Source organism: Myxococcota bacterium, assembly GCA_041389495.1.
Taxonomy (GTDB): Bacteria; Myxococcota_A; UBA9160; order UBA9160; family UBA4427; genus JAWKRT01.
The window spans coordinates 1,265,719-1,279,568 of the sequence record JAWKRT010000001.1; the positions used below are offsets into that span (position 1 = coordinate 1,265,719).

Annotated in this window: 13 protein-coding genes; 11 read left to right on the forward strand and 2 right to left on the reverse strand. The window is 75.0% G+C overall.

Features of this window, described 5'->3' with window-relative positions:
• From lon to R3E88_05665, 11 genes are all read left to right on the forward strand, one after another.
• Positions 1 to 2,433 (forward strand): endopeptidase La, encoded by a 2,433-nt coding sequence (gene lon, locus R3E88_05615; GenBank protein MEZ4215935.1) that lies wholly within the window; start codon positions 1 to 3, stop codon positions 2,431 to 2,433.
• 75 nt (positions 2,434 to 2,508) lie between these two features.
• Positions 2,509 to 3,513, forward strand: coding sequence for a thiamine-phosphate kinase (gene thiL, locus R3E88_05620; protein ID MEZ4215936.1), 1,005 nt, complete (start codon positions 2,509 to 2,511; stop codon positions 3,511 to 3,513).
• A gap of 70 nt (positions 3,514 to 3,583) precedes the next feature.
• Entirely contained in the window at positions 3,584 to 4,891 is a 1,308-nt protein-coding gene (locus R3E88_05625; protein MEZ4215937.1) for a methyl-accepting chemotaxis protein, read from the forward strand.
• A complete protein-coding gene (locus R3E88_05630) occupies positions 4,888 to 5,406 on the forward strand; it encodes a chemotaxis protein CheW (GenBank protein MEZ4215938.1) in 519 nt (172 codons plus the stop codon). The genes R3E88_05625 and R3E88_05630 overlap by 4 nt, the downstream gene beginning before the upstream one ends.
• A 29-nt stretch (positions 5,407 to 5,435) precedes the next feature.
• Positions 5,436 to 5,810 carry a response regulator gene (locus tag R3E88_05635; GenBank protein ID MEZ4215939.1) on the forward strand — a complete coding sequence of 125 codons (375 nt, stop codon included), beginning with the start codon at positions 5,436 to 5,438 and terminating at the stop codon, positions 5,808 to 5,810.
• Between the two features lie 19 nt (positions 5,811 to 5,829).
• Positions 5,830 to 6,246 (forward strand): Hpt domain-containing protein, encoded by a 417-nt coding sequence (locus R3E88_05640; protein MEZ4215940.1) that lies wholly within the window; start codon positions 5,830 to 5,832, stop codon positions 6,244 to 6,246.
• Between the two features lie 95 nt (positions 6,247 to 6,341).
• Positions 6,342 to 7,484 carry a chemotaxis protein CheW gene (locus tag R3E88_05645; protein ID MEZ4215941.1) on the forward strand — a complete coding sequence of 381 codons (1,143 nt, stop codon included), beginning with the start codon at positions 6,342 to 6,344 and terminating at the stop codon, positions 7,482 to 7,484.
• Positions 7,481 to 8,029 carry a chemotaxis protein CheC gene (locus R3E88_05650; GenBank protein ID MEZ4215942.1) on the forward strand — a complete coding sequence of 183 codons (549 nt, stop codon included), beginning with the start codon at positions 7,481 to 7,483 and terminating at the stop codon, positions 8,027 to 8,029. The genes R3E88_05645 and R3E88_05650 overlap by 4 nt, the downstream gene beginning before the upstream one ends.
• A gap of 36 nt (positions 8,030 to 8,065) precedes the next feature.
• Complete coding sequence (gene larB, locus R3E88_05655; GenBank protein ID MEZ4215943.1) at positions 8,066 to 8,815, forward strand: nickel pincer cofactor biosynthesis protein LarB; 750 nt, start codon at positions 8,066 to 8,068, stop codon at positions 8,813 to 8,815.
• The gene (larC, locus tag R3E88_05660; protein MEZ4215944.1) at positions 8,787 to 10,196 is read left to right on the forward strand and encodes a nickel pincer cofactor biosynthesis protein LarC; all 1,410 of its coding nucleotides are present in this window, start codon (positions 8,787 to 8,789) and stop codon (positions 10,194 to 10,196) included. Before larB ends, larC begins: the two co-directional genes overlap by 29 nt.
• Positions 10,193 to 10,981 carry an alpha/beta fold hydrolase gene (locus R3E88_05665; GenBank protein MEZ4215945.1) on the forward strand — a complete coding sequence of 263 codons (789 nt, stop codon included), beginning with the start codon at positions 10,193 to 10,195 and terminating at the stop codon, positions 10,979 to 10,981. The genes larC and R3E88_05665 overlap by 4 nt, the downstream gene beginning before the upstream one ends.
• A 30-nt stretch (positions 10,982 to 11,011) precedes the next feature.
• On the opposite strand, the gene R3E88_05670 is transcribed toward R3E88_05665, so the two are convergent.
• Entirely contained in the window at positions 11,012 to 12,379 is a 1,368-nt protein-coding gene (locus R3E88_05670; protein MEZ4215946.1) for a response regulator, read from the reverse strand.
• A 183-nt stretch (positions 12,380 to 12,562) separates the two neighbouring features.
• Positions 12,563 to 13,666 carry a PEP-CTERM sorting domain-containing protein gene (locus tag R3E88_05675; GenBank protein ID MEZ4215947.1) on the reverse strand — a complete coding sequence of 368 codons (1,104 nt, stop codon included), beginning with the start codon at positions 13,664 to 13,666 and terminating at the stop codon, positions 12,563 to 12,565.
• Positions 13,667 to 13,850 lie beyond the last annotated feature (184 nt).

Below are 13,850 nucleotides of genomic sequence, written 5' to 3' on the forward strand. Positions count from 1 at the left end.
ATGCACACGGACGCCCCCGCCGACGAGCTCGCGCCCGCGCTTCCCGACGAGGTTCCCGTCCTCCCGCTGCGCGAGTTCGTCGCCTTCCCGTACATGGTCCTCCCGCTCTTCGCCGCGCGCGAGCGCTCGATCGCGGCCGTCGACGACGCGCTCGCCGGCCATCGCACGGTGCTGCTCGTGGCGCAGCGCGACGCGTCGCAGAACGACCCCGACCCGGACGACCTCTACCGCGTCGGCACGCTCGGCGTCGTGCTGCGCGCGATGCACCTGGCCGACGGCCGCGTGAAGGTGCTCGTGCAGTGCCAGCGAAAGGCGCGGATCGACTCGTTCATCCCGCGCGAGGGCTGCGACTGGGTGCGCGCGACGCCCCTCGCGCACGACGAGGAGGAAGGCTGGTCGGTCGAGGGCGAGGCCATCGTGCGCGCGGTGCGCGCGCGCGTCGAGGAGCTCCTCCCGATCAAGAACCTCCCGCCCGAGGTGATGGCGGTCGCCGCGCACGTCGATCGGCCCGGGCGCCTCGCCGACCTCGTCGCCTCGCACCTCCGGCTGCGCGTCGCGGAGGCGCAGGAGATCCTCGAGACGAACGACGCGCTCGCGCGGCTGCGGCGCGTCGACGCCGTGCTGCGGCGCGAGCTCGAGGTCACGTCCGCGCAGGCCGAGCTGCAGGCGCAGCCGGTGACTCGCGCGAAGCCGACGAGCGACGACCAGCGCGAGGCGTTCCTGCGCGAGCAGCTGCGCGCCATCCAGCAGGAGCTCGGCGAGAGCGACCCGCGCAGCGAGGAGGTCGAGGAGTATCGCGGCAAGATCGACGACGCCGCGCTCCCGCCGGACGCGCACGAGGAGGCCATGCGCCAGCTTCGGCGCATGGAGCGGATGCATCCCGACGGTCCCGAGGCGCAGGTCGTGCGCAACTATCTCGACTGGCTCGTCGACCTGCCCTGGGACCTCGAGTCGACCGACGTGCTCGACCTCGAGCACGCGCGCGCGGTGCTCGACGCGGACCACGCGCACCTCGAGGGCGTGAAGGATCGCATCCTCGAGTTCCTCGGCGTCCGCAAGCTCCGCCAGGACTCGCGCGGCCCGATCCTCTGCTTCGCCGGCCCGCCCGGCGTCGGCAAGACCTCGCTCGGCCGCTCGATCGCGCGCGCGATGGGGCGAGAGTTCGTGCGCATCTCGCTCGGCGGCGTGCGCGACGAGGCCGAGATCCGCGGGCACCGCCGCACCTACGTCGGCGCGATGCCGGGACGCATCGTGCAGGCGCTCAAGCAGGCGGGAACCAACAACCCCGTCTTCATGCTCGACGAGATCGACAAGCTCGGGGCCGACTTCCGCGGCGATCCGTCGGCCGCGCTGCTCGAGGTGCTCGACCCGGAGCAGAACTCCGACTTCAGCGACCACTTCCTGTCCGTGCCGTTCGACCTCTCGAAGGTGCTCTTCATCGCCACGGCGAACATGCTCGACCCGATCCCCGCGCCGCTGCGCGACCGGATGGAGGTCATCCAGCTGTCCGGCTACACGCCGGAGGAGAAGATCGACATCGCGTCGCGCTTCCTCGTGCCGCGCCAGATCGAGGAGCACGGCCTCGCGTCGACCGACGTCGAGTTCTCGCGGACGGCGGTGGCCTCGCTCGCGACCGAGTACACGCGCGAGGCGGGCGTCCGGAACCTCGACCGCAAGGTCGCCGCGGTCTGCCGCAAGCTCGCGCGGCGGATCGCCGAGGGGGGCGACGCGCGCGTCACGGTCGACAAGCGCGCGCTGCGCCGGCTGCTGGGCCCGCCGACCGCCGGCGAGCAGGGCCGCGCGGGCGACGCCGAGGTCGGCGTCGCGACGGGCCTCGCGTGGACCGAGGCCGGCGGCGACGTGCTGCAGATCGAGGCCGCGCTGACGCGCGGCGAGGGGCTCGTGCTCACCGGCCAGCTCGGCGACGTCATGAAGGAGTCCGGCCGCGCGGCTCTCTCGTACGCGCGCTCGGTGCTCGCGGAGATCGACGCCGACGAGTCGCTGCTGTCGCGCCGCGAGGTGCACGTCCACGTCCCGGCCGGCGCGGTGCCGAAGGACGGCCCGTCGGCGGGCGTCACGATCGCGACCGCGATGCTCTCGCTCGCGACCGGCATCCCCGTGCGCGGCGACGTCGCGATGACGGGCGAGATCACGCTGCGCGGCCGCGTCCTGCCCGTGGGCGGCGTGCGCGAGAAGGCGCTCGCGGCCCTCCGCAGCGGCATTCGCCGCGTGATCCTCCCGAAGGCCAATCTGCAGGACGTCGCGGAGATCCCGCGCGAGCTCAAGCGCAAGCTGACGTTCGTGCCGGTGTCGACGATGCGCGACGTGCTCGACGCCGCGCTCGAGACTCCGCTCCCGTGGCGCGCGCCGAAGCGGAGTGCGAAGGCGCGCGCGGGCGGCGTCGCGCCCGCGACGGCGCGGGGGCGCCGCTAGGCGACGGCGCGCACTCACGCACACGCGAGCGCGCCGCGCTTGCGCGGTCGTGGCGCCGGCGCGACCGTTGCGCGAATGCCTCCGGCCTCCGGGCGAGCGCGCTCGCCCCGCACACTCGGCGACCTCGGCGAGTTCCCGTGGATCGCGCGGCTGCGCCGCCAGCTCCGGCCGCGCGCGGGAGCTTCCGCCGCGGTCTCCCTCGGCATCGGTGACGACGCGGCGATCGTGCGCCTGCGCGCCGGCGAGGAGCTCGCCGTCTCGACCGACGCCGCCGTCGAGGGCGTCCACTTCGATTTCGAGACCGACGCGGCCGTCGCGGTCGGTCGCCGCGCGCTCGCGGCCGCACTCTCCGACCTCGCGGCGATGGGAGCGCGGCCGCTGGCGTGCACGCTCTCGCTCGCCGCGCCTCCGTCGCTCGCGCTGCGGCGCCTCGACGCGGCGATGCGCGGGTTCGCCGACGAGGCCGCGAAGCGCGGGGCGCCGCTCGTCGGCGGCAACCTCGCGCGCGCCCGCGAGACCTCCCTGCACGCGACGGTGCTCGGCGCCGTCGCCCGCGGCGGCGCGCTCCGACGCGACGCGGCCCGCGCCGGAGACGCGCTCTTCGTCACCGGAACGTTAGGCGCGGCCGCGATCGCGCGTCGCCGCGCGCAGTCGAGCGGGAAGCCGGGGCGCCGCGTGCCGCCGTGCCGGCTCGCCGCCGGCCGCGCGCTCGCGCGCCTGGCTGCCACGGGCGCCCGCATCGCGTGCGTCGACCTCTCCGACGGCCTGGCGTCCGACCTGCCCCACCTGCTCGGGTCGATCGGCGGGCCGCCCGCCCTCGGCGCCGAGGTCGAGCTCGCCGCGCTCCCGCGCTCGCGCGGCCACGACGCGACGTGCCGCGCACTCGGCCTCGACCCGGCTCTCGCGCTGTGCGCGGGCGGCGAGGACTACGAGCTGCTGTTCACCGTCGATCCGCGGCACGCCGACGCCGGCCGTCTCGCGCGACGGCTCGGCGTCTCGGTGGCGGAGATCGGGCGCCTCACGGCGCGGCGCGGCGTCCGGGGCCTCCCGCCCGGCGCGAGCGGATGGCGCCACTTCTGAGCCGGCCCTCGCGCGCCGCGCGCGCGCCTGCGTCGTCAAGCCGTTTCCGCCGCCCTCCGATAGGGGCCGGGTGCGAACCCCGCTCGCGTACAAGCTCGTCCTCGCGTCGCTCGTCGTCGCCTTCGCCTCGATCGGCCTGCCGGAGCTGATCCGCGCGGGCGGCGTCGCCTTCCCGACGTGGGCGACGTTCTTCGTCGCGCTCGGCGCGGGCGGCGGGGTCGGCCTCGTCTTCGCGCGCATCCTCGGCCCCAAGCTCGAGCGCCTGCGCGCCACGACCGACGGCATCCGGCGCGGCGACCTCCGCGCCGACCTCGTCGCGAGCGCTCCGGCCCGCTTCCCCGACGAGATCGATGCGCTCGCCGAGAGCGCGACCGTGATGCACGACAACCTCTCGCGGCTCGTCGTCCACCTGCAGGCGACCGCCGACCGCCTCTCGACCGGCGCCCAGGACCTGAGCGCCTCGATCCAGAACGTCTCCTCCGGCAACGAGGAGATCTCGACCACGGTCCGCGACGTGGCCGACCGCGTGAAGCGCCAGCAGGAAGTGCTCGAGAACGGCGCGCGCATCATCCAGGAGATCGCGAGCGACATCGAGCTCAACGCCGGACGCGCTCGCGAGGCGTTCGGCTTCGCGGCCGAGGCGAACCAGAAGGCGGGAACGGGCGTCGAGGTCTCGCGGCTCGCGATCGAGAAGATGGGAACGATGTTCGAGCGCGTCGAGCAGACGAGCCAGATGGTGTTCGACCTCGAGGCGAAGACGCGCCACGTCCACCAGATCACCGAGATCATCACGAGCGTCGCGCACCGCACGAACCTGCTGTCGCTCAACGCGTCGATCGAGGCCGCGCGCGCGGGCGAGGCCGGGCGCGGCTTCTCCGTCGTGGCCGACGAGATCCGCAAGCTCTCCGAGAACGCGGGCCGCAGCGCCGACGAGATCTCCAAGCTGATCCACGAGATCCAGTCCGACACGCACCAGGTCGCCGACGAGATGCGGAAGTCGAGCCTCGTGATCGACGAGGGGCGCGAGGACGTGAACACGATCGCCGACGCGCTGTCGCAGATCTCGATGGCCGTGGGCGAGGCCGCGGCCCGCAGCGAGGAGATCTTCCACGGCGCGGACAGCCACGCGATGAACGCGGAGCGGATGGTCGCCTCGATGCAGGAGATCGCGATGGGCGCGAGTGGCAGCGCCGAGTCGATCGCCGAGGTGTCGCGCACGGCGAACGACCAGCTCGCCGCCGTCTCCGAGATGGTCGAGTCCTCGCGCACGATGGCCGACCTCGCGCAGTCGCTGCGCGAGGTGCTGCGCGGATTCCGCACCGACGGGCCGGCCGCGCCCGGCGACGAGCCTTCCGCGTCCACCGGGAGCACGTCGTGAACGCGCCCGCGCGGCCCGAGAGCGGACGGCTCCTCACGTTCGAGGTGCTGGGGCACGTCTGGGCGCTCCCGATCCACGGCATCCTCGAGGTCGCCGAGCCGACGGCGCTATGCGGTGTCCCGACGCTCCCGCGTTCGCTCGCGGGCGTCATGAACTGGCACGGCGAGGCGCTGCCGATCGTCGCGCCGCGGCTCCTCGTCGAGCGCACCGAGGCGGACGAGGACGCGTCCGACACGCCCGCGCCCGCGGTCGACGCCGCGGAGGACGCCGCGCGAGACGAGCTCGCCGCTGCGCACGTGCTCGTCGTGTCGAGCCGCAGCGGCGAGACGCCGAGCTTCGGCCTCCCCATCGACGCGGTGCTCGGGCTCGTGCCCGACGCGCCGCGCGGACACGTCGGCACGGGCACGCAGGTCGTCGTGGAGCGCCGTCAGGTCGACGGGCGCGTCGTGAGCGTGCTCGATCCGCGCCGCCTCGTGGCGCGGGCCCGGGAAGTCATCGAGCGGCTGGCCGCCTGAGGTCGTCGCGCACTCGCACGGAGGGTCCCATGAAGGCTCGAGTCCTGATCGCCGACGACGCGTCGTTCATGCGTCAGATGATCCGCGAGATCATCGAGCCCGAGGGCTTCGAGATCGTCGGCGAAGCGGCCGACGGCGTCGAGGCCGTCGAGAAGTACAAGTCGGTCCAGCCCGACATCGTCACGATGGACATCGTGATGCCCAAGCGCTCGGGGATCGACGCGGTGAAGCAGATCCTCGCCGCCGACGCGAACGCCTGCGTCGTGATGTGCAGCGCGCTCGGACAGGAGACGCTCGTGATGGAGGCGCTCCAGGCGGGCGCGAAGGACTTCATCGTCAAGCCCTTCAAGCCCGACGCCGTGCTCTCGACGCTGCAGAAGCTCGTCGAGAAGTCGCAGGACTGACGAGCGTCGCGGGTCCCCGATGGCGCTCGACATGGCGAAGTACCGCGCGCTCTTCCTCGAGGAGGCCACCGAGCACCTCGCGGAGATGAGCCGTGCATTGATCGAGCTCGAGAAGGACGCGGCGTCGACGGAGTCGATCGACCTCGTCTTCCGCATGGCGCACTCGATCAAGTCGATGGCGGCCTCGGTCGGCTACGACGCGGTGAGCGAGGTCGCGCACGCGCTCGAGGACCGGATGGAGCGCGTGCGCAGCGCGGGCCGCGTCGAGGGGCCCGACGGTCTCGCGCTCCTCTTCGTCGGCCTCGAGGGTCTCGAGCGCATGCTGGCCGTCGTGCGCGACGAGGACGCCGCGCCGGCCGCGGACCCCGCGCTCGTCGCGCGCCTCGCGGCGCGTGCCCCGGCGGAGACCCCGCCCCCAAAAAAAGCCCGGACCTAGAGGCGGCCGAGCCCTTCGCGGCCCGGCGGGACGGCGACGCGCCGCGCGCGGCCGACGTGCGCGCGGGCGCGCCCGCGCCCGGCGGCTCGGTCCGCGTGCGCACCGAGTCGCTCGATCGCTTCCTCGGCGCGGTCGGCGAGGTGATCCTCTCGACGAGCCAGCTGCGCACGCTCGTGGGCGGCGCGGTCGACGCGAGCCCGGACGTCGCGGCGGGCTTCGACCACGTCGAGCGTCGCGTCGCCGAGCTGCAGCGGCGCGTGCTCGACCTGCGGACGACCCCGCTCGCGCGCGTGATGGAGGCGCTGCCGCGCGCGGCGCGCGGCGTCGCCGAGCGCGCCGGCAAGCGCGTCGAGGTCGAGCTCGTCGGCGCCGAGCTCGAGCTCGACCGCTCGATCCTGGACCGCCTCTCCGATCCGCTCCTCCACCTCGTGCGCAACGCCGTCGACCACGGACTCGAGCGCGCCGACGCGCGCGCGGCGGCGGGCAAGCCCGCCGTCGGCCGCGTCGTGATCGAGGCGCGCCGCGTGAAGAACGCGATCGTGATCGACGTGCGCGACGACGGCCGCGGCATCGACCTCGCGAAGGTGCTCGCGCGCGCCGTCGACGCGGGCCTCGTGCACCCCGACCTCGCCGACGACCTCCCGCCCGAGGAGGTCGCCGAGCTCGTGTTCCGCCCCGGGCTCTCGACCGCGGGCGAGGTGTCGGACATCTCGGGCCGCGGCGTCGGGATGGACGCCGTGCGCGCGACGATCGAATCGCTCGGCGGCGCGGTCGAGCTGCGCACGACGCCCGGCCAGGGCACGTGTACGACCCTCGTCGTCCCGATCACCGCCGCCGTCCAGCGCGTGCTGCTCGTCGACGTCGGCGGCGAGCGCGCGGCGCTCCCGATCGTGAAGGTCGAGCGCATCCTCGAGCTCGACGCGGGCGCGGTCGAGCGCAGCGGCCGCGAGGCGTTCGTGCTCGTGGACGACGAGCCGCTGCTCGTGATCGAGCTCGCGGAGCGCTTCCGCGCGCGCGCGGCGGGTGCGGCCGACGACGCCGAGGCCGTCGCGCAGCTCGTCATCACCGAGGTGCGCGGCGAGCGCGTCGCGCTGCGGGTCGACCGCTTCTGCGGGCAGCAGGAGATCTACGTGAAGCCGATTCCCGCGCTGCTGGCGAGCGTTCGCCTGCTCGCGGGGCTCACCGTGCTGGGAGACGGGACGCCCGCCTTCCTGCTCGACCTGAACCACCTCGCATGACGCGCGCGGCGACCCACGACGACGCGAACGCGACGCGGCTGCGCGAGACCGCGCGCATCGGCTTCGAGAACGCGGAGAGCGCCTTCACGCTGCTCGCCGATCGCGCGATCGAGATGGGCGACGTCGCGGTCGCGTCGCCGGACGCGCGGCGGCCGATCGACGCGGCGTGGGACGCGGGCGTCCTGTTCGAGCTCGAGGGCTGCCTCGACGCGTGCGTGGCGCTGCTCTTCCGCGCCGAGCATCGCGACGCACTCGTCGAACGCATGATGGGCGAGAGCCCGAAGGCGCTCGGGCCGCTCGCGGTCGAGGCGACGCTCACCGAGGTCGCGAACATCCTGGCATCGCACGTCGCGTCGGGCATCGCGGATGCGCTCGGCGAGCGGCTCCTTCCGTCGGTGCCGATGCTGTTCGCGGAGGGCGCCGCGGGCGAGATCGAGGCGTTCCTCGGCGAACGCGCGCGCCCTGACGCGCCTCGTTATTCGTGCGAGCTGGGGGAGCCGGGCGGCGAGCTCGGCGCGCTCCTCGTGCTCGCTCCGACGCGGTAGCGGCGCGCGGCCGGCACTGCGATACCGTCCCGCCCCGTGCACCCCGACCGATTGCGCGACCTGCTCGACCGCCTGCGCCGCGGCGACGTGAGCGTCGACGACGCGCTCGAACGGCTGGCGCGCCTGCCGTTCGTCGACACCGAGTTCGCCCGCGTCGACACGCACCGCGCGCTCCGGCAGGGGCTCCCCGAGGTCGTGTTCGGCCTCGGCAAGACGCCCGCACAGATCATCGACATCGTCGGCGCGCTCGAGCGCGAGGGGCACCATGTGCTCGTGACGCGCGTCGAGGAGGACGTCGCGCGCGCCGTGCGCGCGGCGCTTCCGCACGGCCGGCACGACGCGGTCGCGCGCCTCCTGTGGTTCGGGCCCGACGAGGTGCCGATCGTCGGCAAGGGCACGATCGCCGTGGTCTCGGCCGGCACCTCGGACGCGCCCGTCGCGGCCGAGGCCGCGGCCGTCGCCCGCTGCTTCGGGAACGAGGTCGCGCTGGTGCAGGACGTCGGCGTCGCCGGGCTCCACCGGCTCCTCGCCGCGCACGCGACGCTGCGCGAGGCGCGCGTGCTGATCGTCGTCGCGGGCATGGAGGGCGCGCTGCCGAGCGTGGTCGGCGGGCTCGTCGACAAGCCCGTCATCGCGGTGCCCACGAGCATCGGCTACGGCGCCTCGCTCGGCGGCGTCGCCGCGCTGCTCGGCATGCTCACGAGCTGCGCCTCGAACGTCGCCGTCGTCAACATCGACAACGGATTCGGAGCCGCGCATGTCGCGACGCTCGTCAACCGGCTCTAGCCGCCGCGCCGCGCGCGCCGACGGCGCGCGCATCCTGCACCTCGACGCGTTCTCGGGCGTCGCGGGGAACATGTTCGTCGCCGCCCTGCTCGATGCGGGCCTCGCGCGGCGCGAGCTCGAAGCGGAGCTCGCCGGCCTCGGGCTCGACTTCAAGCTGCGGGTCTCGCGCGTGCGCCGCGGTGCGATCGCCGCGCGCTACCTCGACGTGCTCGTCGCCGCGGCGCCGAGAGGGAAGGGCGGCCGTGCGCGCTACGTCTCGGGCAACGCGCCCGCGCGCCCCGCATCGCGGCGCCGCGGCGGCGACCGCGATCCCGGGCGCGATCGCGACGGCCACGATCACGACCACGCCCACGATCACGACCACGCGCACGACCACGACCACGCGCACGGCCACGCGCACGACGACGATCACGGCCGCGGCCGGAGCTTCGCGCAGATCCGCGCGCTCCTGCGCCGCGCGAAGCTCGCGCGCCCGGTGCGCGAGCGCGCGCTCGACGTGTTCGAGCGGCTGGCGCGCGCGGAGGCGACCGTCCACGGCGTCGACGTCGACGACGTGCACTTCCACGAGGTGGGCGCCGTCGACGCGATCGTCGACGTCACGGCGGCGGTGGCGGCGCTCGCGCTCCTCGACGTGGCGACGGTGACCTGCTCGCCCGTCGCACTCGGCGCGGGGCGCGTCGAGACCGCGCACGGCCGCCTCCCGCTCCCCGCGCCCGCGACGCTCGAGCTCCTGCGCGGCGTGCCGACCGAGCCCGCGCACGTCGCGTGGGAGACGGTGACGCCGACCGGCGCGGCCCTCCTCCGCGGGTGCGTCGACGAGTACGGGCCGCTGCCGGCGATGACGATCGAGGCGATCGGGCACGGCGCGGGACGCGACCGCCCCGGCCCGATGCCCAACGTGCTGCGCGCCGTGCTCGGCCGCGTCGCGGGCGCGGGCCGCGACCGCATCGCGGTGCTCGAGACGAACGTCGACGACCTCGTCCCCGAGCACTTCGAGTACCTGATGGAGCGCCTGTTCGAGGCCGGTGCGCTCGACGTCGGGCTCGAGCACGTGCAGATGAAGAAGAACCGCCCGGGCTTCCTCGTGCGCGCGCTCGCGCGGCCGTCGGAGCGCGTCGCCGTCGCGCGCGCCCTCTTCGCGCACTCGAGTGCGATCGGCGTCCGCACGAGCGAGTGGGATCGCCTCGTGCTCGACCGGCGGGAGCTCGCCGTCGCGACGCCGTTCGGACGCATCCGCGTGAAGGTCGTGCGCGACCTCGACGGGGCGACGTCCGTGTCGGCGGAGTACGACGACTGCAAGCGGGCGGCGGCGCGGGCGCGCGCGCCGTTGCGCGAGATCGTGCGCGCGGCGGAGGACGCCGCGCGCGAGGCGCTCGCGTGAGCGAGGCGGCGGCGGTCGACGCGTCGCCGTTCGACCTCGCGCCCGCGGAGCGCGCGGGCGCGGGCGACCCGCCGCCCGCCGTGCTCTGCATCCACGGCCTCACGGGCACGCCCTACGAGGTGCGGCCGGTCGCCGAGGCGCTCGTCGCGCGCGGCTTCCGCGCGCGCGGCCCGCTCCTCCCCGGGCACGGGCGGCCCGCCGAGGAGCTCGCGCGCTGCGCGTATGCGGACTGGCTCGAGTGCGTGCGCAGCGAGTACGCGCAGCTCGCGGCCGCGCACGGGCAGGTGTTCGTCGTCGGGATGTCGCTCGGCGGACTGCTCGCGCTCGTCCTCGCGAGCGAGACGACGCCGTCGGCGGCAGCGGTCGTCGGCGTCCCGCTTCGCTTCACCGCCGGGCGCGTGCTCGCGATCGCGGTCGGGCGCTTCGTCAAGCCGATGCTCCCGAAGCGCGACGGGTCCGACATCGCGGATCCGGCGGCGCGCGCGCGTCACCCGGGAACGAAGATGATGCCGCTCGCGAGCGCGCACGAGCTCGTGAAGCTGCAGAAGCGCGTGCGCGCGCTGCTGCCGCGCGTGCGCGCGCCGCTCTTCGTCGGCCACGGCGCGCTCGATCGCACGGCGTCGCCCGAGGACGCGGTGGCGATCGCCGCCGGGGTGGGGAGCGCCGAGGTCGTCGAGCGACGCTATGCGCACTCGGCGCACGTCGTTCCGGTGGACGTCGACGGCCCGGCGCTCGCGCGCGACGTGGCCGGCTTCTTCGGCCGGTTCCGGGAGTCCGCGCGCTAGGCGCCGCCGCCGGGCCGCGGCGCGCGCGCGTCAGGCCGAGGCGACGTCGCGCAGGTAGTCGAGGTAGGCGGCCTCGCCGTCGGCGCCGAAGCGGTCGAAGCGCATGCCCACCCCGCGCCGCTCGCGTCCGCCGTTGCCGAGGCGGTAGAGCACCTCGGCCTCGACCTCGACGCGGCGCCCCGTCGCCGCGAGCACGAGCTCGCAGCGCTGCAGGCTCTGCGCGGGCAGATCCTCGTCGGTCGCGACGTACAGGCCGCCGCGCGAGAGCGCGGTGGCCGTGGCCGGGTGGCGCGCGCCGGCGATGCGCACGGCGACCGGCTGCGCATAGCGCGTGAACCGGCGCCGCTTCGGCGCGTCGAGCATGCGCGCGAGGCGGTCGGCGATGCTCGCGACGTCGAGTCGCCCGACGATGTAGCCGACCGCGCCCACGGCCTTGGCGGCGGCGCGCCGGCCCGCGTGGCTCTCGGCGTCGACGACGATCACCGGCATGTGGTCGACGCCCGCGAGCTGCGCGAGCTGCGGAACGAGCTCGACGCCGTCGGCGCGGCCGAGGTCGGCGTCGGTGACGACGAGCTCGGGGCTCGTGCGCGCGAAGAGTCGCAGCGCCTCGGTCGCGTCGCGCGCGCGCAGCACGCTGTAGCCGCGCAGGACGAGCGAGTCGTGCGCGGCGCGGTCCTTCGCGAGGCGCGGCCCGACGAGCAGGATGCGGCGGCTGCGCACCGCGATGCGCGGCACCTCGAGCGAGGACACGCCCGCGACCGCGCGCTCGCGCGAGCGCGTCGTCGCGTTCTCGGCGTCGCGCGCGAGGTGCTCGAGCCGGTTGGTGATCGCGATCTGCAGCTCCGACTCGGTCGTCGGGAGGTCCTCGAGCTCGAGCACGCGCTCCTCGGGCGACGCGAGCGCGATGCCCTCGAGCGGGCCGCGGCTCGGCAGCACGATGCGCCCGCGACCGATCGCGCGCGCGGCGACCCACTCGCCCTCGCCCTCGATCGGGATGCGCACGACGCTGTCGGGGTCGCGGGCGCTCGCGCGCGCGCCGATCGCGCGCAGGCGCTCCCAGGTGCGGCCGAGCTCGTCCTGCCGCGCGCGCCAGGCGGCGCGGATGCGCTCCTCGATGTCGCCCGCACTCGTGCAGCCGCGCACGTCGACGAGCGGGAGTGCGAACAGCGCCTCCGGCTTCAGGCACTTGATCTGGTGCATGCCGACCGTCGCGAACAGCACGCGCTCGAAGCGCACGCTGCGCTCGAGCGCGGGGAACGGACGGTCGTCGAGGGGCATGCTCGCGAGCGCGGCGCGCCCGCCGCGCATCACGCGCGCCTCGATGCCCATCGCCGCGAGGCGTCGGCACCAGGCTTCCGGCGGCGTCGCGCGCCGCGTCCCTCCCGACTGGTCGGCCATGGGCGAGCCCTGCTCCCGTCGTCGCGCGAACGCCGGTCGGCGGAGGCCGACCGGCGTGTCCCGAGGCTTCGGCCGGGCGAACGGGCCGCTTGATCGCCCCGTCGCGCGCGCGTGATCGAGGTCACGCCCCCCTCGCGTTTGCCTCGCGTGGCGCCCGGCCGGCGGCCGGCTCGCCGCGCGCGCTCACGCGCGCCCGCGCCGCCTCCTCGCGCGCGCGGCGCCCGCGCCGAGCGCCACCGTTCCGAACGCCTGCGCCCAGCTCGGAAGGGCGGGGACGGCGACGGCCGCCGGCGGCAGGGCGGCCGCGAAGGCCGCCATCTGGGCGCCGACGTAGTCGCCGAGGCCGCCGCAGTCGTCGGGGCCGTGCTGCCCGTTCTTGCCGCTGCAGTCGGCCTCGCCGTCGGGCTTCAGCGCGCCCGCGTACTCGTAGAACTCGAAGCGCAGGACGAGCGATGCGTCCTCGGGCTCGCGGAGGATCTGGTCCTGCAGCCGATCCTGGTCGCCGCCGGACTGGAAGAGCTCCCACTCGATCTCGACCTCGCTCTCCCCGGGCACCTCCGCGTTGTCGACCATCAGGTCCTCGAGCTCGACCACGTGGTCCGCGTGGCGCAGGTACACCTTCACCCAGTAGGCGGGTCCGAACGGAAGGCCCGGCTCGTCGTGCGCCTCGATCTCGACCTCGACGGGCTCCGGCGCCTGGGGCTCGCCCGGCGCGGGAGGTTGCGGTTGATAGGCGTACCGGACCGCGGGCACCTCCGCGACGATCGGTGTCAGCACGCCGGACTGGCCTCCCGGCGCGGTGTCGACGAGCCACGAGTAGACGACGCGCGCCGGCAGGCCGTAGGTCGCGACACCGAAGTGGTCGCACGTGAGCGTCCCGGACGTGTAGAGCGGATTGCCGCGCGGCCAGCAGCTGTCGCCGGGATTGGCGTAGGGCCCGGTCGGCGTTCCGACGCTCCACTGGCCGCCCGCGAACGCCGCCTCGTAGCGGACCTTCACGCCGACGCCGGGCGTCTCCTCGATGGTCGGCGCGCCGTAGCGTTCGACCGACTCCGGCGGCACGCCGAAGTTCCGGTCGAGGCCGAAGACGCTGTAGATCTTCGAACGGTCGTACGAGGGGTCGTCGATCTCGATCTCGAAGCCGTGCGCCTCGTAGCCCGTGTCGTTGACGACGTCGAAGTTCGCGAGGCTTCCGTACACCTGTGCCTGCGCGCCGCCCGCAGACACGACGGCGACGACCCACCCGGCCGCCGCCGCAAGCGCGATCCCCACCCTGCTCCGCTCCATTCCGTGCTCCTTCGGTGCCGCGCCGAGCGAAGGCTCGGGGGACCGCTCGTCTCCGCTTGGACCGCGGAAGAGCAATCGGCATGCCAGGCACCGCCGGCGCGGTGGCGCGCGCGGCGCGCGATCGGGATGCGCGCCGCGTGAGCTTCCGCGGTCGCTGCGGAACTCCACGCGCCGCGGCCGCAGT

Bases quoted from the DNA above. Each gene is read 5' to 3' on its own strand.
- larC (MEZ4215944.1), top strand. From the start codon at position 8,787: ATGTCGCGACGCTCGTCAACCGGCTCTAGCCGCCGCGCCGCGCGCGCC.
- R3E88_05670 (MEZ4215946.1), bottom strand. From the start codon at position 12,379: ATGGCCGACCAGTCGGGAGGGACGCGGCGCGCGACGCCGCCGGAAGCC.
- R3E88_05635 (MEZ4215939.1), top strand. From the start codon at position 5,436: ATGAAGGCTCGAGTCCTGATCGCCGACGACGCGTCGTTCATGCGTCAG.
- thiL (MEZ4215936.1), top strand. From the start codon at position 2,509: ATGCCTCCGGCCTCCGGGCGAGCGCGCTCGCCCCGCACACTCGGCGAC.
- R3E88_05650 (MEZ4215942.1), top strand. From the start codon at position 7,481: ATGACGCGCGCGGCGACCCACGACGACGCGAACGCGACGCGGCTGCGC.
- lon (MEZ4215935.1), top strand. From the start codon at position 1: ATGCACACGGACGCCCCCGCCGACGAGCTCGCGCCCGCGCTTCCCGAC.
- R3E88_05640 (MEZ4215940.1), top strand. From the start codon at position 5,830: ATGGCGCTCGACATGGCGAAGTACCGCGCGCTCTTCCTCGAGGAGGCC.
- R3E88_05675 (MEZ4215947.1), bottom strand. From the start codon at position 13,666: ATGGAGCGGAGCAGGGTGGGGATCGCGCTTGCGGCGGCGGCCGGGTGG.